The sequence below is a fragment of the Micromonospora sp. WMMD987 genome, assembly GCF_029581435.1.
GTDB classification, from domain to species: Bacteria; Actinomycetota; Actinomycetes; order Mycobacteriales; family Micromonosporaceae; genus Micromonospora; species Micromonospora rifamycinica.
In genome coordinates, this window is sequence record NZ_CP120861.1 from 1,183,290 (window position 1) to 1,201,997 (window position 18,708).

17 protein-coding genes are annotated in these 18,708 nt (G+C 72.3%); 7 read left to right on the top strand and 10 right to left on the bottom strand.

Annotated features, from left to right (window positions below; all coding sequences use genetic code 11):
• Positions 1-19: 19 nt before the first annotated feature.
• On the top strand, positions 20-985 hold the full coding sequence (locus O7612_RS05235; protein WP_282270934.1) for a GNAT family N-acetyltransferase: 966 nt from the start codon (positions 20-22) through the stop codon (positions 983-985).
• Positions 986-1,057: 72 nt separating this feature from the next.
• On the opposite strand, the gene O7612_RS05240 is transcribed toward O7612_RS05235, so the two are convergent.
• Positions 1,058-1,513: a gamma-glutamylcyclotransferase gene (locus O7612_RS05240; RefSeq protein WP_067304651.1), complete on the bottom strand. Its 456-nt coding sequence runs from the start codon at positions 1,511-1,513 to the stop codon at positions 1,058-1,060.
• Between the two features lie 106 nt (positions 1,514-1,619).
• Between O7612_RS05240 and O7612_RS05245 the strand changes: the two genes are divergently transcribed.
• The gene (locus O7612_RS05245; RefSeq protein WP_282270936.1) at positions 1,620-3,023 is read left to right on the top strand and encodes an NAD(P)H-quinone dehydrogenase; all 1,404 of its coding nucleotides are present in this window, start codon (positions 1,620-1,622) and stop codon (positions 3,021-3,023) included.
• A 105-nt stretch (positions 3,024-3,128) separates the two neighbouring features.
• Here O7612_RS05245 and O7612_RS05250 read toward each other — a convergent pair whose 3' ends face one another.
• Positions 3,129-3,764: a DedA family protein gene (locus O7612_RS05250; RefSeq protein WP_282270938.1), complete on the bottom strand. Its 636-nt coding sequence runs from the start codon at positions 3,762-3,764 to the stop codon at positions 3,129-3,131.
• 832 nt (positions 3,765-4,596) lie between these two features.
• Here O7612_RS05250 and thrS point away from each other — a divergent pair.
• Positions 4,597-5,823, top strand: coding sequence for a threonine--tRNA ligase (gene thrS, locus O7612_RS05255; protein ID WP_282270940.1), 1,227 nt, complete (start codon positions 4,597-4,599; stop codon positions 5,821-5,823).
• Between the two features lie 59 nt (positions 5,824-5,882).
• Here thrS and O7612_RS05260 read toward each other — a convergent pair whose 3' ends face one another.
• Genes O7612_RS05260 through O7612_RS05275 form a run of 4 tightly spaced genes read right to left on the bottom strand, consistent with a single transcriptional unit; the run spans position 5,883 to position 10,642 of the window.
• The gene (locus O7612_RS05260; protein ID WP_282270942.1) at positions 5,883-7,919 is read right to left on the bottom strand and encodes an ABC transporter ATP-binding protein; all 2,037 of its coding nucleotides are present in this window, start codon (positions 7,917-7,919) and stop codon (positions 5,883-5,885) included.
• Positions 7,916-9,649 (bottom strand): ABC transporter ATP-binding protein, encoded by a 1,734-nt coding sequence (locus tag O7612_RS05265; protein WP_282270944.1) that lies wholly within the window; start codon positions 9,647-9,649, stop codon positions 7,916-7,918. Before O7612_RS05265 ends, O7612_RS05260 begins: the two co-directional genes overlap by 4 nt.
• Positions 9,643-10,164 carry a MarR family winged helix-turn-helix transcriptional regulator gene (locus tag O7612_RS05270; protein WP_282273808.1) on the bottom strand — a complete coding sequence of 174 codons (522 nt, stop codon included), beginning with the start codon at positions 10,162-10,164 and terminating at the stop codon, positions 9,643-9,645. Before O7612_RS05270 ends, O7612_RS05265 begins: the two co-directional genes overlap by 7 nt.
• 31 nt (positions 10,165-10,195) lie before the next feature.
• Positions 10,196-10,642, bottom strand: coding sequence for a DoxX family protein (locus O7612_RS05275; RefSeq protein WP_282270946.1), 447 nt, complete (start codon positions 10,640-10,642; stop codon positions 10,196-10,198).
• Between the two features lie 86 nt (positions 10,643-10,728).
• On the opposite strand from O7612_RS05275, the gene O7612_RS05280 reads away from it, so the two are divergent.
• Entirely contained in the window at positions 10,729-11,310 is a 582-nt protein-coding gene (locus O7612_RS05280; RefSeq protein ID WP_282270948.1) for a TetR/AcrR family transcriptional regulator, read from the top strand.
• Between the two features lie 80 nt (positions 11,311-11,390).
• On the opposite strand, the gene O7612_RS05285 is transcribed toward O7612_RS05280, so the two are convergent.
• Positions 11,391-12,830 carry a GuaB1 family IMP dehydrogenase-related protein gene (locus O7612_RS05285; protein WP_282270950.1) on the bottom strand — a complete coding sequence of 480 codons (1,440 nt, stop codon included), beginning with the start codon at positions 12,828-12,830 and terminating at the stop codon, positions 11,391-11,393.
• A gap of 91 nt (positions 12,831-12,921) precedes the next feature.
• The gene (locus O7612_RS05290; protein ID WP_282270952.1) at positions 12,922-14,673 is read right to left on the bottom strand and encodes a biotin carboxylase N-terminal domain-containing protein; all 1,752 of its coding nucleotides are present in this window, start codon (positions 14,671-14,673) and stop codon (positions 12,922-12,924) included.
• A gap of 148 nt (positions 14,674-14,821) precedes the next feature.
• On the opposite strand from O7612_RS05290, the gene O7612_RS05295 reads away from it, so the two are divergent.
• The 3 genes from O7612_RS05295 to O7612_RS05305 all read left to right on the top strand — a co-directional run bounded on the left by O7612_RS05295 (position 14,822) and on the right by O7612_RS05305 (position 17,293).
• Entirely contained in the window at positions 14,822-15,442 is a 621-nt protein-coding gene (locus O7612_RS05295; protein WP_282273809.1) for a PadR family transcriptional regulator, read from the top strand.
• Positions 15,443-15,558: 116 nt separating this feature from the next.
• Positions 15,559-16,518, top strand: a complete 960-nt coding sequence (locus O7612_RS05300) for an ATP-binding cassette domain-containing protein (protein WP_282270954.1) — start codon at positions 15,559-15,561, stop codon at positions 16,516-16,518.
• A 19-nt stretch (positions 16,519-16,537) separates the two neighbouring features.
• Complete coding sequence (locus O7612_RS05305) at positions 16,538-17,293, top strand: ABC transporter permease (RefSeq protein ID WP_282270956.1); 756 nt, start codon at positions 16,538-16,540, stop codon at positions 17,291-17,293.
• A gap of 93 nt (positions 17,294-17,386) precedes the next feature.
• On the opposite strand, the gene O7612_RS05310 is transcribed toward O7612_RS05305, so the two are convergent.
• Positions 17,387-18,040, bottom strand: coding sequence for an O-methyltransferase (locus O7612_RS05310; RefSeq protein WP_282270958.1), 654 nt, complete (start codon positions 18,038-18,040; stop codon positions 17,387-17,389).
• A 10-nt stretch (positions 18,041-18,050) separates the two neighbouring features.
• Positions 18,051-18,707 (bottom strand): Maf family protein, encoded by a 657-nt coding sequence (locus O7612_RS05315; RefSeq protein WP_282270960.1) that lies wholly within the window; start codon positions 18,705-18,707, stop codon positions 18,051-18,053.
• Position 18,708 lies beyond the last annotated feature (1 nt).

An 18,708-nucleotide genomic window follows, 5' to 3' on the forward strand; every position in this document is an offset into this window, starting at 1 on the left:
GGCTGCCAGGATCGGCGACGTGACGCTCCCCGCCGGCTGGACCGCCCGCCGCCCCACCCTGGACGACGTGCCCGCGTTGCTCGCCGTGGTGCACGCCGCCGACACGTTCGCCATCGGTCATCCCGACTTCGACGCCGACGACGTCCGGGCCGCGCTGACCGCGCCGTTCTTCGACCCGCAGCACGACTCCTGGCTGCTGACCGATCCCGATCAGCGGGTGGTCGGCTGGGCGCTGGTGGACAACCCGACCGGGGTGGGTCGCGAGGCCCTGGACGTCTTCGTCGACCCGCACCGGGCGGCGGCGCTGCGCGCCACGCTGCTCGACCGGATGCTGCACCGGATCGCCGTCCGGGCCGCCGAGCGGGGCCGACCCGCGCTGACCGTCCGCGCCACCGTCTGCGCCCCGGAGACCCGCTGGGCCGGTGAGCTGACCGCTGCCGGTTTCACCCGGGTCAAGCGGTACCTGCGGATGAGCCGGTCGCTGGCCGACCTGCCGGCCGAGCCGCCGCCCCCGCCCGGGGTGACGGTCCGCCCGCTGCGGGCCGGTGACGAGGCCGACCTGCGGCTGTTCCACCGGATCCACGACACCGCCTTCCGGGACACCCCGGACTACGAGCCGGTCGGCTTCGCCGGCTGGCGGGACCGGCTCACCGACGCCGGCCGGGTCTGGGACGAGTGGTTCGTCGCCGAGGTCGACGGTGAGCCGGCCGGCGCGCTCAACTCGTCCGACCAGGCGGTGGACCAGGACATGGGCTGGGTTCGCACCCTGTCGGTGCTGCCCGACCACCGGCGGCGCGGAGTGGGGGCGGCGCTGCTGCGGCGGGCGTTCGCGGTCTATGCGGACAAGGGCCGGGCCCATGCCGGGCTCGGCGTCGACCTGGCCAACCCGACCGCCCCGGTCACCCTCTACCGGTCCGTGGGCCTGCGCGAGAGCCGGTGGACCGACGTGTACGAGCGGAGCGTGCCGGCCCGCGCCCGGGGGTGACACGGCACACCCGGCGGGGTCGCCGTCGGACGGCACCGGCCGCGGTAGCACACTGGGCGGGTGCGAAACGCGTTACGCCGAGGCGGTGCCGGTGGGGCGGGACCGCAGCTCGGAGACGTAGTCGTCGGGTGCGCCCGCCTTCTCGGCGGCGTTCGCGATCTCCGACAGGTACCAGGCGGTCGGCAGGCCGCCCTCGTAGCCGTCGAAGACGTACACCCAGGCGGTCACGTCCCCGTCCAGCGTCGAGACCCGCACGGTGAGCTTGCGGTACGTGCCGGCGGTGACGCCCTCCAACTCGTCGAGCTGCGCGGCGTCGTACGGGTCGATGTCGTACAGCGCCACGAAGACCCGGTCACCCGGGGACTCGACCACGGTGCTGACCGAACCCTCCCAGCCGATCACGTCCTCGCCCGCGAAGGTCAGCCGCCATCCCTCCAGCCAGCCGACACCCACCATCGGCGAATGCGGACAGTAGGCACGCATCCGGGCGGGGTCCAGGTTTGAGCCGTAGGCCGCGTAGTGACGCACGGCGATGACGATAGCCCGACGGACGGGTGGGGGAGAATACGACGGTGCGTGTCGCACGGGTTCGGGAGAAGAAAGTCACTGTGAACACCGAGAGAGGTCGAGGGCTGTGAGCCGCATCGTGATCATCGGCGGGGGGCCGGCCGGCTACGAGGCGGCCCTGGTCGCCGCCCAGCTGGACGCCGACGTCACCGTGGTGGAGGCGGAGGGCGCGGGGGGTGCCTGCGTGCTGTCCGACTGCGTCCCGTCGAAGACCTTCATCGCCAGCTCGGAGGTGGTGACCGGTTACCGGGACACCGAGGAGTTCGGCATCCACTCCGACGGCCTGGAGGCGGTCACGGTCGACGCCCGTGCCGTGCACGAGCGGGTCAAGCGGCTCGCCCTGGCCCAGTCCGCCGACATCCACGCCAAGCTGATCAAGGCCGGGGTGACCTTCGTCGCGGGCACCGCCCGGCTCGGCGAGGACACCCTCGGTCACACCCACCGGGTCGTGGTCACCCCGGCCGACGGTGGCGGGGAGTACTCGATCGCCGCGTCCACCGTGCTGGTCGCCACCGGTGCCACCCCGCGCCAGTTGCCCACCGCGCTGCCCGACGGGGAGCGCATCCTCACCTGGCGGCAGGTGTACGACCTGCCCGAGCTGCCCGCCCACCTGATCGTGGTGGGGTCCGGTGTGACCGGTGCCGAGTTCGCCAGCGCCTACCAGGCGATGGGGGTCGAGGTGACCCTGGTGTCCAGCCGGGACCGGGTGATGCCGCACGAGGACGCCGACGCGGCGATGGCCATCGAGCAGGTGTTCCGCAGCCGGGGCATGAGCATCCTCAACAACTCCCGGGCGGACGCGGTCCGGCGTACCGCCGACGGGGTGGAGGTGGTCCTCTCCGACGGGCGGGTGGTGGCCGGTTCGCACGCCCTGATCGCCGTCGGCTCGATCCCGAACACCGCCGGCCTCGGCCTGGCCGAGTACGGCGTCGAGCTGGCCAAGGGCGGCTACGTCACGGTCGACCGGGTGTCGCGGACCAACGTCCCCGGCATCTACGCCGCCGGCGACTGCACCGGCGTCCTGCCGCTGGCCAGCGTCGCCGCCATGCAGGGCCGGATCGCGATGTGGCACGCCCTCGGTGAGGCGGTCCGGCCGCTGCGGCTGCGGACCGTGGCCGCGAACGTCTTCACCGACCCGGAGCTGGCCACCGTCGGCGTCTCCCAGGACGAGGCGGACGCCGGCCGGACCCTGGCCCGCCAGGTGATGCTGCCGCTGACCGGTAACGCCCGCGCGAAGATGGACGACCTGGCGGACGGCTTCGTCAAGCTGTTCTGCCGCCCGTCCACCGGCCAGGTGGTCGGCGGGGTGGTGGTGGCCCCGAAGGCCAGCGAGCTGATCCTGCCGATCACGATGGCGATCGAGAACAACCTCACCGTCAACGAGCTGGCCCAGACCATCACCATCTATCCGAGCCTGTCCGGTTCGATCACCGAGGCGGCCCGCCAGCTCATGCTGCACGAACTCGAATGACCCGGTGACGGGGCTCGGCACACCCCCGCCGGTGGCTCGGCGCACGCCGCCGGTCCGGTGGTGTCGGAGCGGGCCGGGTTCCGTGACGTCGGCGGGATCAGGTGATCATGGTGGGTTCGGGGTGGACGCGGTCAGGTCGGTGGCGGTTCCCCTGCTGGCGGCGCGGGAGCTGAGCAGGGTCATCGTCCAGCCGGCCGCCCCGAACCCGACCGCCGCCGCTGCCGCGACCAGCCCCAGCCGCCAGGCCGATCCGGTGAGCGCGGTGCCGCCGAGGTGGCCGACCGTGGCCCCGTAACCCGCCCAGCCCACGGCCGCCAGCGCCTCGTAGCAGAGGAACAGCCGGTAGGGGTAGCGGCTGCGGCCGGCGGAGAAGCAGGCCGCCATCCGGCCGCCGGGTACGAACCGGCAGAGCAGGATGGTCAGCGGTCCGGGGCGGCGCAGCCCCCGGGTGACCCGCCCGGCGACCCGACGGGCCCGACCGGGTGCCACGTGCCGGGCCGGTCGCCGGTCGGGGGCGCTGCGGCCGAGCAGGTAGCAGGCCAGGTCGCCGACGAAGACGCCGAGCGCCCCGACACCGATGGTCCACGGCAGGCTGAGCCCGCCCACCACGGTGAGGGCGCCTCCGGTGATCATGACCGCCTGGGTCGGGATGACCGGCACGAAGGCGTCCGCGACCAGCAGGCCCATCAGCAAGAGGTACGCCACCAGGGGCGATGCGACGTCAGTGAGAAGCTCGGGCACGACTGCCACCTCGCCGGTCAGGGCCGATTCCAGACTCCGAGCCTCCCGGTGGCCGGGCCGGGACCGGCGGGCGGACCGGCAGGTGGTGACCACGGACACCTCCGGCGTCCGCGAACGGGACCGCGTGACTGCGCGCCGTGTGCCACCGGTAGCAGCGCGGAGGGACGTCCGCCGCCTGCCGCTCGCCGGCTGCCGCTCGTCGCTCGTCGCCCGGAGGGGGTCGGCGGATCGGGGGTCGTCGGCGTACCGTTGGGTACGCGGCTTCGCCCGCGTCAGGTCCCCCGTTCCTGACGCGCGGGCCGCCCTGGGTCGCCGGCAGGTCCCGTGCCGGCGACCCGCCTAATCTCCGCCCCGGCGGTACCGGGGAGCCGTGTTCAGGGCCGGGGCGTCGCACCGGGGGTCACCGGATCCCGTCCGGGGCCACGGCACCGGTCGGTCCCGGGTCGCACCTGTTGATCATGTTGACCGTCGATTCTGAGGTGGGAAGCTCACTCCACCGTATCGTCGTCGCCGCCGCACGCCCGACCAATAACGTGCCCGTGCGGTCGGCGTCGGCCGTCCGGCTCACCGCCGGGCAGGTACGCCGGGCCGCACCGGGCCGGCGGACCGGACGCCGCGGGCCGGTCCCTCGTCGGCGGTAAAGCGTTCGCCCCGGGCGTCGCCGGGGTCGTACCGTCGCCGGTATGCGCAGTGCGGTGGTGACCACGACGCCGGGAGATCCCGGCGTGCCGCACTGACGTTCACCGTCGACGAGGCCCCGGGCGATCCGCCCGGGGCCTCGTGGCGTTCGGGGCGGATCACCTCCGGGGCGTACCCGATCAAGGAGCGCGACATGATCGACCACCGCAGGCTCGGCCGGGAGCTGGACCTGTTCGTCTCCGATCCGCTGGCGGGGGCCGGACTGCCGATCTGGCTGCCGGCCGGCGCGGCGGCCCGGCACGCCGTCGAGGAGTACGTCCGCGAGTTGGAACGTCGGGCCGGCTACCAGCACGTCTACTCCCCGCCGCTGGGCAAACGGGAACTGTTCGCGCTGTCCGGGCATCTCGGCTACTTCGCCGACGACATGTTCCCGCCGATGCGGTTGAGCGCCGACGACGAGTTCGTGCTCCGGCCGGCGCTCTGCCCGCACCACGCACTGGTCTACCGGGCCCGGGGCCGCTCCTACCGGGAGTTGCCGCTGCGCGTCGGCGAGCTGGGCGGGATGTACCGGGCGGAGCGGTCCGGAGTGCTCGGCGGGCTCTCCCGGGTGCGGGCCATCTCGCTGAACGACGCGCACAACTTCTGCACCCTGGAGCAGGTCGGCGACGAGGTACGGGAGATCCTGCGGCTGATCCGGGAGGCGCACGCCGCGCTCGGCGTCCGCCCGTCGGGGTTCCGGCTGTCGCTGCGGGGGCCGGGAGCGAGGTACGTCGGGGACGACGCGTCCTGGGCCCGTGCCGAGGAGCTGCTGCGCGCCGCGCTCGACGGGGTGGGGCACGAGGAGGCGCCAGGCGAGGCCGCCTACTACGGCCCGAAGATCGACATTCAGATCGTGGACGCGGCCGGTCGGGAGTCGACCCTGTCCACCGTTCAGCTCGACTTCGACAAGCCGGAGAAGTTCGACCTGTCGTACACCGGTCCGGCCGGCGACCGGCGGCGGCCGGTGCTGGTGCACCGCAGTCTGGTAGGGAGCATGGAACGGCTGTTCGCCTACCTGATCGAGGTGCACCAGGGCGCGTTCCCGCCCTGGTACGCCCCGGTGCAGCTGCTGCTCCTGCCGGTCGACGCCGGCCCCGCCGGGCAGGCCGGGGCGGTGGCCGGGGTCGCCCGCCGGGCGGTCGACGCCGGGCTGCGGGTCGAGGTGGACGCCACCGGTTCGCTGGGTGCCCGGGTCCGCGACGCGGCCCGCCGCCGGGTGCCGTACGTCGGGGTGGTCGGGGCCCGGGAGGCGGCCGACGACGCGGTGGCCCTGCGCCTGCGCGACGGCCGCAGCCTCGACCCGATGCCGGTGGGCGAGGCGGTGGGGCTGATCGGCGCGGTGGTCGCGGCCCGCTCGGGCGGACTGCTCCCGGCCGGCTGACCGCGGCGGGGCGGGACCGGGAGCGACGCCCCCGGTCCCGCCCCGCCGGTACGACACCCTCAGCCCCGGGCCGGTGCCGCGGCCACCGCTTCCGGCGCATCCTCGTCGTCCACCACCGCGGCGGTGAACTGTGCCTGGTAGAGCCGGTGGTACGCCCCCCGCGCGGCGAGCAGCTGCTGGTGGGTGCCCTGCTCGACGATCCGGCCGTGCTCCATCATCAGGATCAGGTGGGCGTCGCGGATGGTGGAGAGCCGGTGCGCGATGACGAAGCTGGTCCGGTCGGAGCGCAGCGCCGCCATCGCCCGCTGCAACAGCACCTCGGTACGGGTGTCCACCGAGCTGGTCGCCTCGTCCAGGATCAACAGCGACGGCTCGGCGAGGAACGCCCGCGCGATGGTGATGAGCTGCTTCTCACCGGCGCTGACGTTGCTGCCCTCCTCGTCGATGACGGTGTCGTACCCGTCGGGGAGGCTGCGGACGAACCGGTCCACGAAGGTGGCCCGGCTGGCGGCGAGGATCTCCTCCTCGGTGGCGTCCGGGCGACCGTAGGCGATGTTGTCCCGGATGGTCCCGCCGAAGAGCCAGGTGTCCTGGAGCACCATGCCGATCCGGCCACGCAGGTCGTCGCGGCGCAGCGTGGTGATGTCCACCCCGTCCAGGGTGATCCGCCCGGAGTCGAGTTCGTAGAAGCGCATCACCAGGTTGACCAGGGTGGTCTTCCCGGCGCCGGTGGGGCCGACGATGGCCACGGTGTGGCCGGGCTCGGCGACCAGGGAGAGGTCGTCGATCAGCGGCCTGTCCGGGTCGTACCGGAAGGAGATGTTCTCGAACTCGACCCGGCCGTGCGGTTCGTCGACCCGGGCCGGGGCGGTCGGCTCGGGGCTCTGCTCGTCGGCGTCGAGCACGGCGAAGACCCGTTCGGCGGAGGCCACCCCGGACTGGAGCAGGTTCGCCATCGAGGCGACCTGGGTGAGCGGCTGGGTGAACTGTCGCGAGTACTGGATGAACGCCTGCACGTCACCGAGGCTCATCGACCCGGACGCCACCCGGAGCCCACCGACCACGGCGATCGCCACGTAGCTGAGGTTCCCGATGAACATCATCGCCGGCATGATGATCCCGGAGATGAACTGCGCGCCGAAGCTGGCCCGGAACAGCTCCTCGTTCTTGGCGTGGAAACTGGCCTCGACCTCGGGCTGGCGACCGAAGACCTTGACCAGCTCGTGGCCGGTGAACGCCTCCTCGATCTGGCCGTTCAGCTCACCGGTGTGCGCCCACTGGGCGATGAACTTCCGCTGCGACCGCTTGGCGATCCGCTGGGTCACGACCACCGACAGCGGCACCGCGACCAACGCGACGAGCGCCAGCAGCGGCGAGATCCAGAACATCATCCCCAGGACGCCGACCACGGTCAGCAGCGAGGTGAGCAGCTGGCTGAGCGTCTGCGACAGGGTCTGCGAGATGTTGTCGATGTCGTTGGTGACCCGGCTGAGCAGCTCGCCCCGGGGCTGCCGGTCGAAGTAGGGCAGCGGCAGCCGGTTGAGCTTGTCCTCCACCTCGGCGCGCAGCCGCAGCACGGTGGCCTGCACCACCCCGTTGAGCAGCCAGCCCTGCCACCACGCCAGCAGGCTGGCCGCCACGTACAGGCCGAGCGCGAACAGCAGCGTCCGGCCGAGGGCGTCGAAGTCGATGCCGGCCCCGGGGACCACGTCCATCCGGGCGAGCATGTCGGCGACGTTGTCGTTGCCGGCGGCCCGCATCCCGGCCACCGCCTGGTCGACGGTGGTGCCGGACGGAAGCTGCCGGCCGAGCACCCCGGCGAAGATGATGTCGGTGGCGTGGCCGAGGATCTTCGGGCCGACCACGCTGAACCCGACGCTGGCCACGGCCAGGGTGATGATGCCGGTCAGCGTCACCCGGTGCGGTCGCAGCCGGCGGAGCAGCCGACGGGCCGACGGCCCGAAGTTCATCGACTTCTCCGCGGGCATGGCGGCGCTCATCCACGGTGGGCCACCGCCACGCCGGCCGGCGGCGCTGGGCAGCCGCTGCGGCGCGGCCCCCTCCGGGGCCTTCTTCTGCTCGGGTACGGCGGTCATGCCGGCACCCCCGTCGTCTGCTGGGACGCCACGATCTCGGCGTACGTCGGGCAGTCGTCGAGCAGTTCGTCGTGTCGGCCCATTCCGACCACGCCCCCGTCCTCCAGCACGATGATCTGGTCGGCGTCGATGATCGTGGACACCCGCTGGGCCACGATCACCACTGCGGCCTCGGCGGTGACCGGGCGCAACGCGGCCCGCAACCGGGCGTCGGTGCCCAGGTCGAGCGCCGAGAACGAGTCGTCGAACAGGTAGATCTCCGGTTTGCGGACCAGCGCGCGGGCGATGGCCAGGCGTTGCCGTTGCCCACCGGAGACGTTCGTGCCGCCCTGGGCGATCGGGGCGTCCAGCCCGCCGGACATCTGGGCCACGAAGTCGCGGGCCTGGGCGATCTCCAACGCCGTCCACAGCTCGTCGTCGGTGGCGTCCGGGTTGCCGTACCGCAGGTTGCTCGCCACCGTGCCGGTGAACAGGTACGGCTTCTGCGGCACCAGGCCGATCCGCCGCCACAACTCCTCCGGGGCGAGGTCCCGGACGTCGACCCCGTCGACCAGCACCTGGCCCGCGGTCGGGTCGACCAGCCGGGGGATCAGGGTCAACAGGGTCGTCTTGCCGGCGCCGGTGGATCCGATCACGGCGGTGGTCCGGCCGGGGGTGGCCCGGAACGAGATGTCGTGCAGCACCGGCGCGCTGGCCCCCGGGTACTGGAAGGAGACGCCGCGCAGCTCCAGCTCGCCGCGCCCGTCGACGTCGGTGACCGGGGTGGCCGAGGGGACCACCGAGGACTCGGTGTCCAGCACCTCGGCGACACGTTCGGCGCAGACCGCCGCGCGGGGCACCAGCATCAGCATGAAGGTGGCCATCATGACCGCCATCAGGATCTGCATCAGGTACGCCAGGAAGGCGGTGAGCGCGCCGATCTGGATCTGCCCGGAGTCGACCCGCTGGGCGCCGAACCAGAGCACGGCGACGCTGGAGACGTTGAGCACCAGCATCACCACCGGGAAGATCAACGCCATCAGCCGGCCGACCCGCAGGGCGGTGGCGGTGAGGTCGGCGTTCGCCACCCCGAACCGCTGCGTCTCGTACGGTTCCCGGACGAACGCCCGGACCACCCGGATACCGGTGATCTGCTCGCGGAGCACCCGGTTGACGGTGTCGATCCGGGTCTGCATGAGCCGGAAGCCGGGCACCATCCGACGGATGACCATCCCGAGCGTGACGGCGAGCACCGGCACGCTGACCAGCATCAACCAGGACAGGCCGACGTCCTCCCGCAGCGCCATCACCACGCCGCCGACGCTCATGATCGGGGCCGCGACCAGCATGGTGCAGCTGGTCAGGACGAGCATCTGCACCTGCTGCACGTCGTTGGTGTTGCGGGTGATCAACGAGGGTGCGCCGAAGTGGGCGACCTCCCGCGCGGAGAAGCGGTTGACCTGCCCGAAGATCGCCGAGCGGAGGTCCCGGCCGAAGGCCATCGCGGTGCGGGCGCCGAAGTAGACCGCCGCCACCGAGCAGGCGATCTGCACCAGGCTGACCACCAGCATCCAGCCACCGGTACGGATGATGTAGTCGGTGTCGCCCCGGGCCACCCCCAGGTCGATGATGTCGGCGTTGAGGCTCGGCAGGTAGAGCGAGGCCATCGTGCCGACGAACTGGAGCAGCACCACCAGGCCCAGCGGCCGGTGGTAGGGCCGCAGGTAGCGGCGCAACAGGCTGATCAGCACGGATGGCTCCCGGGCCTCGGGTCGGTCGTTCCCTGGTGCTGTGTTGTCAACCTCTTGTCCTCCCCGTCGGACATGGTCGTGATGACCTCGATCAGGAAATCCCGGATCACCGCGCGCCGGGCCGGATCGGCGTCGACGGAGGTGAGCGGGGTGGCGGTGTGCATCTGGTCGACCAGGGCCTGGGTGCGCTCGCGCCCCTTGTCGGTCAGCGCCAGTCGGACGCTGCGTCGGTCGGCGTCGTCGCGGCGGCGCTCGACGAAGCCGTCCCGTTCGAGGGTGTCGATGATCCCGGTGAGGGTGGCGGGCCGGACGAAACAGCGGTCGGCCACGTCCCGGTGGGTGGCGTCGTCGAGACGGGTGAGGGTGAACAGCACCCGCATCCCGGCCGGGGTGAGACCGTGGTGCTCGGCGAGGTATCGACCCCAGTGCTGGTCGACGAGGTGCCCGGCGACCGACAGCAGCCGGCCGAGTGGCACGCCGCTGAGCACGTCGGGATAGACGGGCAGTGGTTCCATCTGCACGGTAAGTATGTTAGCCCCCGGACCGTCAGGGGCCAAACGAAATGGTCAGAGCCACTGCGACGTACAGGATCTGCAACGCCGTGCGCGGCCCGAGCGGGGTGACGGGTCGACCGGCGAGCGTCAGACCGCGCCGGGCCGCCGAGACGTTGGCGGGGAACATCGCCACCATCAACAGCGCCAGGGCGGCGGCGGCCGGTCGGGCGGTGGCCGGGACCAGGAGCGCCGCGGCTCCGGCCAGCTCCAGCACCCCGGTGGCGGTGACCAGGCCGCCCGGATGGGGCAGGCGGGGTGGGACCATGGCGATCAGGTCCTCCCGGCGGGGTGAGATGAAGTGAGCGAAGCCGGTCAGCGCGAACAGCAGTGCCAGCCCGACGCGGAGCGCGGGATGCCAGCCGTCGAGTGCGGCCACGCCGGCCAGCCCGGCCAGGCGCGCGACGGCGGTGCCGGCGAGCAGAGCGATCAACGGAACCATGCGGGCCTCCTCGGGTGCAAATCTTTATGCTGACAAGATAGCCCCCGGAGCGGCCGTCTTGTCAACGTAAAGATATGCTGGGTGTCATGACCGACACCCGCGCCTACCACCACGGCGACCTACGCCGCGCCCTGCTCGTGGCGGCGGTGGCGGCGATCGAGGAGTCCGGTCCGGCGGCGCTCAGTCTGCGCGACCTCGCCCGCCGCGCCGGCGTCTCGCACGCCGCCCCCACCCATCACTTCGGCGACAAGGCCGGGCTGCTCACCGCCCTCGCCGTCGAGGGGTTCGACCTGCTGGCCACCGCCCTGACCGCGGCCGGTGACGAGCTGCTCGACGTGGGGGTGGCGTACGTCGACTTCGCCGTCCGCCACCGGGCGCACTTCGAGGTGATGTTCCGGCCCGACCTCTACCGCCCCGACGCCCCCGAGGTGCGGGCGGCCCGGGAACGGGCCGGCGCGGCGCTGCACCTCGGGGTGGCGGCCCTACCGCAGGACCGCACCGGCCCGGACGGGTCGCGGACGGACTCGCTGGCCGCCTGGTCGATCGTGCACGGCTTCGCCACGCTCTGGCTCTCCGGTGCGCTGCCGCCCGACGTCGAGGCCGACCCCCGCATCGCCGCCCGCACCGTCATCCGCCGCCTCTTCACCCCACCCCCACCCCACCCCTGACCCCGCCCCCACCTCCTCCGCCCCCGTCCCGGCCCGGGAGGGACGGAGGCGGGCGGGTGTGGTTGGGGGTACGGGTGGGATCACCAGCTGGTGGGGAGGGGCATGCCTTCGGTGTAGCCGGCGGTGCTCTGGACGCCGACCAGGGCGCGCTCGTGGAACTCGTCCAGGGTGCGGGCGCCGGCGTAGGTGCAGGCGCTGCGTACCCCGGAGACGATCTCGTCGATCAGGTTCTCGACGCTGGGGCGGGTCGGATCCAGGTACATCCGCGCGGTGGAGATGCCCTCCTCGAAGATCGCCTTCCGGGCCCGGTCGAAGGCGCTGTCCTCGGCGGTCCGCGCACTGACCGCCCGCGAGGAGGCCATCCCGAAGCTCTCCTTGTAGCGGCGGCCGTCGGGCTCGGTGTAGAGATCGCCCGGCGACTCGTAGGTGCCGGCGAACCAGGAGCCGACCATCACGTTGGACGCCCCGGCGGCCAGCGCCAGCGCCACGTCGCGGGGGTGCCGGACGCCACCGTCGGCCCAGACGTGCCGGCCGAGGGCGCGGGCCGCCGCCGCGCAGTCCAGCACGGCGGAGAACTGTGGTCGGCCGACCCCGGTCATCATCCGGGTGGTGCACATCGCGCCCGGTCCGACGCCGACCTTGACGATGTCCGCGCCCGCCTCGACCAGGTCGCGTACCCCCTCGGCGGTGACCACGTTGCCGGCCGCCACCGGCACCGTCGGGTCGAGCTTGCGGACCGCCCGCAGGGCGGCGAGCATCCGCTGCTGATGCCCGTGGGCGGTGTCCACCACCAGGGTGTCCACCCCCGCCGCGAGCAGCGCCTCGGCCTTGCCGGTGACGTCACCGTTGATGCCCACCGCCGCGGCTATCCGGAGTCGTCCCCGGTCGTCGACCGCCGGCCGGTAGAGGGTGGCGCGCAGCGCACCCTGCCGGGTGAGCACCCCGACGAGGCGGCCCTCGGCGTCCACCACCGGGGCCAGCCGCCGCCGTCCCGCGTTGAGCCGCTCGAATCCGGTACGCGGGTCCGCGTCGGCCGGCACCGTGTGCAGCTCGGTGGACATCACGTGCTGGAGCTGGGCGAACCGGTCAACCTCGTGGGTGTCCCCTTCGGTGACCACCCCCACCGGCCGACCCGCCTCGTCGACCACCACCACCGCACCGTGGGACTTCTTGGGCAGCAGGTGGATGGCGTCACCGACGGTGTCGGTCGGGCCGAGCGTGATCGGGGTGTCGTGCACCAGGTGCCGCTGCTTGACCCAGTCGACCACGGTGGCGACCACGTCGATCGGGATGTCCTGCGGGATCACCGCGATCGCGCCGCGCCGGGCGACTGTCTCGGCCATCCGTCGACCGGACACCGCGGTCATGTTCGCCACCACCAGGGGGATGGTGGTGCCGGTGCCGTCGCCGGTGGACAGGTCGACGTCGAGCCGCGAACCCACCTCGGAGCGGTTCGGCGCCATGAAGACGTCGTTGTAGGTCAGGTCGTGCGCGGGCACCGCGCCATGAAGGAACCTCACCCGGTCATCATTCCCGGTCCCGGTCCGTCCCGCCGCCCGTCGGTGGCTCACACCACCCTGCCCCGGCGGGCGTCCGGCACGCGACGGCCGTTCAGGTGATGGTGCAGATCGCCGCGCCGGCGGTGAGCACCGCACCGACCTCGGCGGTGAGCCCGGCGACCGTGCCGGCCCGGTGGGCGTGCAGCGGTTGCTCCATCTTCATCGCCTCCAGGACGACGACCAGGTCCCCCTCGGCGACGGTGTCCCCGTCCGCGACGGCGATCTTGACGATCGTGCCCTGCATGGGGGAGGTGAGCGCGTCGCCGCTGACCGTCGCGCCGGCGTTGGCGCCGCCGCCCCGGCGGGCCGGCTTCCGCGCGGTCGGCGCGGCGGTGGTCGTACCCCCGGAGAGGCCGGCGGGGAGGGTGACCTCCAGCCGCTTGCCGCCCACCTCGACCACGACGGTCTCGCGCGGGGCCGCCGCGTCGGCGGGGCCGGCGGTGGCGGTGAACGCCGGGACGGTGTTGTCGAACTCGGTCTCGATCCAGCGGGTGTGCACGGTGAACGGCTCGGTGGTGAACGCCGGATCCCGCACGACGAGGCGGTGGAACGGCAGCGCGGTGGCCATCCCCTCGACGATCATCTCGTCGAGCACCCGGCGGGCCCGCTCGATGGCCTCGGCGCGGGTCTCGCCGGTGACGATCACCTTGGCCAGCAGCGAGTCGAAGTTGCCGCCGATCACGTCCCCGGTGCGGACCCCGGTGTCGACCCGTACGCCGGGCCCGCCGGGCAGGCGCAGCGCGGTGATGACGCCCGGGGCGGGGAGGAAGTTGCGGCCCGGGTCCTCGCCGTTGATCCGGAACTCGATGGCGTGGCCGCGCGGGGGCGGGTCGTCGGTGAGGCGCAGCTTCTCGCCGTCGGCGATCCGGAACTGTTCACGGACCAGGTCGATGCCGGCGGTCTCCTCGGTGACCGGGTGTTCCACCTGGAGCCGGGTGTTCACCTCCAGGAAGGAGATGGTGCCGTCCCCGCCCACCAGGTACTCGACCGTGCCGGCGCCGTGGTAGCCGGCCTCCCGGCAGATCGCCTTGGCGCTGTCGTGGATCTGGGTCCGTTGCGCGGCGGTGAGGAACGGCGCGGGGGCCTCCTCGACCAGCTTCTGGTGCCGGCGCTGGAGCGAGCAGTCCCGGGTGCCGACCACGATCACGTTGCCGTGCTGGTCGGCCAGGACCTGCGCCTCCACGTGCCGGGGCCGGTCGAGGTAGCGCTCGACGAAGCACTCGCCCCGGCCGAACGCGGCGACCGCCTCCCGGGTGGCCGACTCGAACAGGTGCGGGATCTCCTCCAGGGTGCGGGCCACCTTGAGGCCGCGCCCGCCGCCGCCGAAGGCGGCCTTGATGGCGACCGGCAGCCCGTGCGTGGCCGCGAAGGCGGTCACCTCGGCGGCGTCGGCCACCGGGTCGGAGGTGCCCGGGACCAGGGGTGCGCCGGCCCGCTGGGCGAGGTGCCGGGCGGTCACCTTGTCGCCGAGGTCGCGGATCGCCTGCGGGGTGGGGCCGATCCAGGTCAGGCGTGCGTCGATGACGGCCTGGGCGAAGTCGGCGTTCTCGGAGAGGAAGCCGTAGCCCGGGTGTACGGCGTCCGCGCCGGACCGCCCGGCCACCTCGATCAGCTTGTCGATCCGCAGGTAGCTGTCGGCGGCGGTGTCGCCGCCCAGGGCGTACGCCTCGTCGGCGAGAGTGGCGTGCAGGGCGTCCCGGTCGGAGTCCGCGTAGACGGCGACGCTGTCCAGCCCGGCGTCGCGGCAGGCCCGGATGACGCGGACGGCGATCTCGCCGCGGTTGGCGATGAGAACCTTGCGCACCTGGTGCTCCTCCCGGGGGTCGTTGACTGGGGAGTGTATCGGCCGGTCGGAAGCACCCCTAACGATCACTCAGTGTGGGATGCCGCACTGTCGACGCCGGGGACTAGTCAAGTTTGGCTATTACGCTTGTGCGGTGTCTGCGACTCGGATGATGATCCTGGGGCTGGTTCGGTGGATGCAGCCCGTACACGGCTACGACGTGCGCCGCGAACTGTTGAGCTGGGGTGCCGACAAGTGGGCGAACGTGCAGCCCGGCTCGATCTACCACGCGTTGCGCAAGCTGACCGAGGAGGGCCTGTTGCGGACGGTCGCCACCGAGCAGGTCGGTGCCCGTCCGGCGCGCACCACGTACGAGGTGACGCCCAAGGGGGACGAGGAGTTCGAGACGTTGCTGCGGGCGCAGTGGTGGCGGCTGCACGAGGTGCCGGACCCGTTCGCGGCGGCCTTCTCGTTCCTGCCGGCGATGCCCCGCGAGGAGGCGGCGGCGGCGCTGCGCAACCGGGCGAACCTGCTGCGTGCCGGTGTCGAGTGGATGCGTGCCTCGTTGGACTCCGGCTGGGCGCGCAACAGCAGGCCGGTGCACGTGGCCTGGATGTTCGAGCTGTGGTTGGCCCGGGCCGAGGCGGAGATGGCGTGGTGCGGGCGGATCGCCGAGCGGATCGACTCGGGGGTGTCGTACCTGCCTGCTGGGCTGACGGGGACGGAGGTCTGGCCCGGCTGGACCGATGGCGGCGAACCACCCGACCGGAAAAGCAATAATCAAAGTTGACCATAGAAGCTATATCGCGTTAGCCTGCTCCCGACCCGATGGTGGGGAGCGCGCCGCATGGTGCCTCGGGGCAGACAGTGGCCGGCACGACCCGGCCCGGACGACCAGGAGCAGAAATGATCGAGACCAGGGGGCTGCGGAAGTCGTTCCGCTCCCGGCAGGGTCGGGAGACGAAAACGGTGGACGCCGTACGGGGGGTGGACCTCCAGGTCCCGGCGGGGGAGATCTTCGGCTTCCTCGGCCCCAACGGCGCCGGCAAGACCACCACCCTGCGGATGCTCGCCACGTTGATCGAACCCGACGGTGGCGAGGCCGTCATCGCCGGCGCCGACCTGCGCAAGGACCCGGCCGAGGTGCGCCGCCGGATCGGCTACGTGGCCCAGGGCGGCAGCACCTGGGACGAGAGCACCGCCCGCGAGGAACTCGTTCTGCACGCCCGGATGTACGGCATCGGCAAGGCCGAGGCGCACCGCCGCGCGGTCCGCGCCCTGGAGGCCTTCCAGCTCACCGAGTACGCCGACCGCAAGTGCAAGACCTACTCGGGTGGCCAGCGGCGGCGGGTGGAGATCGCCCTCGGCATCATCCACGAACCGAAGATCGTCTTTCTCGACGAGCCGACCACCGGCCTCGACCCGCAGAGCCGCGCGCACATGTGGGACGAGATCCGCCGGCTGCGTACCGAGGGGATGACGGTCTTCATCACCACCCACTACCTCGACGAGGCCGACGCGCTCTGCGACCGGATCTCGATCATGGATCACGGCGAGGTGGTCGCCGAGGGTACGCCGGCCGAGCTGAAGCGGGAGATCTCCGGCGACGTCGTGCTGGTCGGCCTGGACGTGGCGAGCACCCCGCAGGCCGCCCAGCTCCTCGACAGCGAGGAGTACCTCAACAAGTTGGAGACCGTCGACGAGGGGGGACTGCGCCTCTACGTCGACGAGGGCGCCACCGCCATCCCGCAGATCCTGCGCCGGCTCGACCACGCCGGGCTGGTCATGAGCTCCATCGAGCTGCACCGCCCCAGCCTCGACGACGTCTTCCTCACCAAGACCGGCCGCTCGCTGCGCGAGTCCTGAGACACCCCGGAGACCACGGATGAAATTCGCCCGCGACACCTGGCTGATCTTCCAACGCCAACTTCAACTGCTGCTTCGCAACCCGGTCTGGGTCTTCGTCGGCGTCTTCCAGCCGGTGATGTACCTGCTGCTCTTCGCCCCGCTGCTCAAGCCGGCCCTGAACGCGCCCACCCAGGCCGCCGCGTACAAGATCTTCGTGCCCGGTCTGTTGGTGCTGCTGGCCATCTTCGGCGGGCTGTTCCAGGGCTTCGGCCTGATCGCCGAGCTGCGCGCCGGGGTGATCGAGCGGTCCCGGGTCACCCCGATCAGCCGGCTCGCCCTGCTGCTCGGTCGCTCCCTGCGCGACGTTGTCTCGCTGATCGTCCAGGCGGTGATCATCACCCTGCTGGCGCTCCTGTTCGACCTGCGGGTCTTCATCGTGGACCTGCTCCTGGCGTACCTGATGCTGGCCCTGATCGCGCTGATGACCTCGGCCGTCTCGTACGGCGTCGCGCTCAAGGTCAAGAGTGAGGACGCGCTCGCCCCGCTGATGAACACGGTGGCCCAGCCGGTGCTGCTCCTCTCCGGCATCCTGCTGCCACTGACCTTCGCCCCCGGCTGGCTCCAGGGGGTCGCCGAGTGGAACCCGTTCTCCTGGGCGGTCGACGGTACCCGGGCGTTGTTCGCCGGTGACCTCGCCAACGACAAGGTGTGGCAGGGGCTGGCCATCATCGCGGTGCTCGCCGCCGCCGGGGTCTACTGGGCGGCCCGGCAGTTCGCCCGCAGCGTCCGCTGATCGACGTCGCCGGTGCGGCGGTGTCCGGCACGGGCCGGACACCGCCGCACCGGCGCAGCCGGTCGCATCCTCCGGCGACCCCGGACCGGCCGGTCAGCGCACCCGGGCGAGGGTGACCCCGTCGGCGAGGGGGAGCATCACCGCGTCGACACGGACGTCGGCCAGCACCTCGTCGTTGAAGGCGGCGATGGCCCGGTCGGCGGCGTCACGCGGGGCGAGCACCCGGCCGCCACGCAGGGTGTTGTCGACCGCGACGACCCCGCCGGGCCGCATCCGGGGTACCAGCTCCGCCCAGTACACCGGGTAGCCGGTCTTGTCGGCGTCGATGAAGGCGAAGTCCAGGTGACGTTCCTGCGTCAGCTCCCGCAGCGTTTCGGCGGCCGGGCCGATCCGCAACTCGATCCGGTCGGCCACCCCCGCCCGCCGCCAGTACGACCGGGCGATGCCGGTGAACTCCTCCGAGATGTCGAAGCAGGTCAGCCGGCCGTCGTCGGGCAATCCACGGGCGATGGCCAGCGACGACAGCCCGGTGAACGTACCCACCTCGACAGCCTGGCGTGCCCCCAGCAACCGGGTCAGGAAGGTGAGGAACGCCGCCTGCTCCGGTGCCACCTGCATCTCGGCGTGCGCCGGCAGGGCGGCACGGGTCTCCTCGGCAAGGTCACGGATGATCTCGTCCGGTGGAGAGCCGTGGGCGACGAGATAGGCGTGCAGTTCCGGCGTCAGCGGCAGCGACTTCGAGGTCATGCCCCGGACGTTAGCCCAGCGGCCGGACCTCCTGGCCTCCCGGCGCGACCCTGGTCCACAGGTCCGTGATGCTCAGCCCCAGGTCACGCAGTAGCCGACGCAGCAGCGGCAACGACAACCCGATCACCGTCCCCGGGTCACCCTCGATCCCGTCCAGGAACGCCCCGCCCAGCCCGTCGATGGTGAAGGCCCCGGCCACCGCCAACGGCTCACCCGTGGCCACGTACGCCGCGATCTCCTCGTCGGTGACGTCGGCGAAACGCACGACGGTCGAGGCCACCGCCTCGACACGGGACTCGTGCACCACGTCGACCAGGCAGTGCCCGGTGTGCAACACCCCGGTGCGCCCCCGCATCTGCTCCCACCGTCGGGTCGCGTCGGCCGCGTCCGCCGGCTTGCCGAGGATCTCACCGCCGAACGCGAGGACAGAGTCGCAACCCAGCACCAGCGTCCGCCCGTCCGGCATGGGGCGCAGCCGGTCGGCCACCGTCTGTGCCTTCATCCGGGCCAGCTCCAGGCACAGATCCTCGGCCCGGTCCGCGACGACCTGGGATTCGTCCACCCCGCTGACCAGCACGTCGGGTTCGATCCCGGCGGCGTGCAGCAGCTTACGGCGGGCGGGACTCTGCGAGGCGAGCACGAGGCGGAGCGGCATGGAGTTGGGCACG

Coding starts and splice junctions, on each gene's coding strand:
- thrS (WP_282270940.1), top strand. CDS start 4,597: ATGATCGACCACCGCAGGCTCGGCCGGGAGCTGGACCTGTTCGTCTCC.
- O7612_RS05260 (WP_282270942.1), bottom strand. CDS start 7,919: ATGACCGCCGTACCCGAGCAGAAGAAGGCCCCGGAGGGGGCCGCGCCG.
- O7612_RS05270 (WP_282273808.1), bottom strand. CDS start 10,164: ATGGAACCACTGCCCGTCTATCCCGACGTGCTCAGCGGCGTGCCACTC.
- O7612_RS05275 (WP_282270946.1), bottom strand. CDS start 10,642: ATGGTTCCGTTGATCGCTCTGCTCGCCGGCACCGCCGTCGCGCGCCTG.
- O7612_RS05280 (WP_282270948.1), top strand. CDS start 10,729: ATGACCGACACCCGCGCCTACCACCACGGCGACCTACGCCGCGCCCTG.
- O7612_RS05295 (WP_282273809.1), top strand. CDS start 14,822: ATGATGATCCTGGGGCTGGTTCGGTGGATGCAGCCCGTACACGGCTAC.
- O7612_RS05300 (WP_282270954.1), top strand. CDS start 15,559: ATGATCGAGACCAGGGGGCTGCGGAAGTCGTTCCGCTCCCGGCAGGGT.
- O7612_RS05305 (WP_282270956.1), top strand. CDS start 16,538: ATGAAATTCGCCCGCGACACCTGGCTGATCTTCCAACGCCAACTTCAA.
- O7612_RS05310 (WP_282270958.1), bottom strand. CDS start 18,040: ATGACCTCGAAGTCGCTGCCGCTGACGCCGGAACTGCACGCCTATCTC.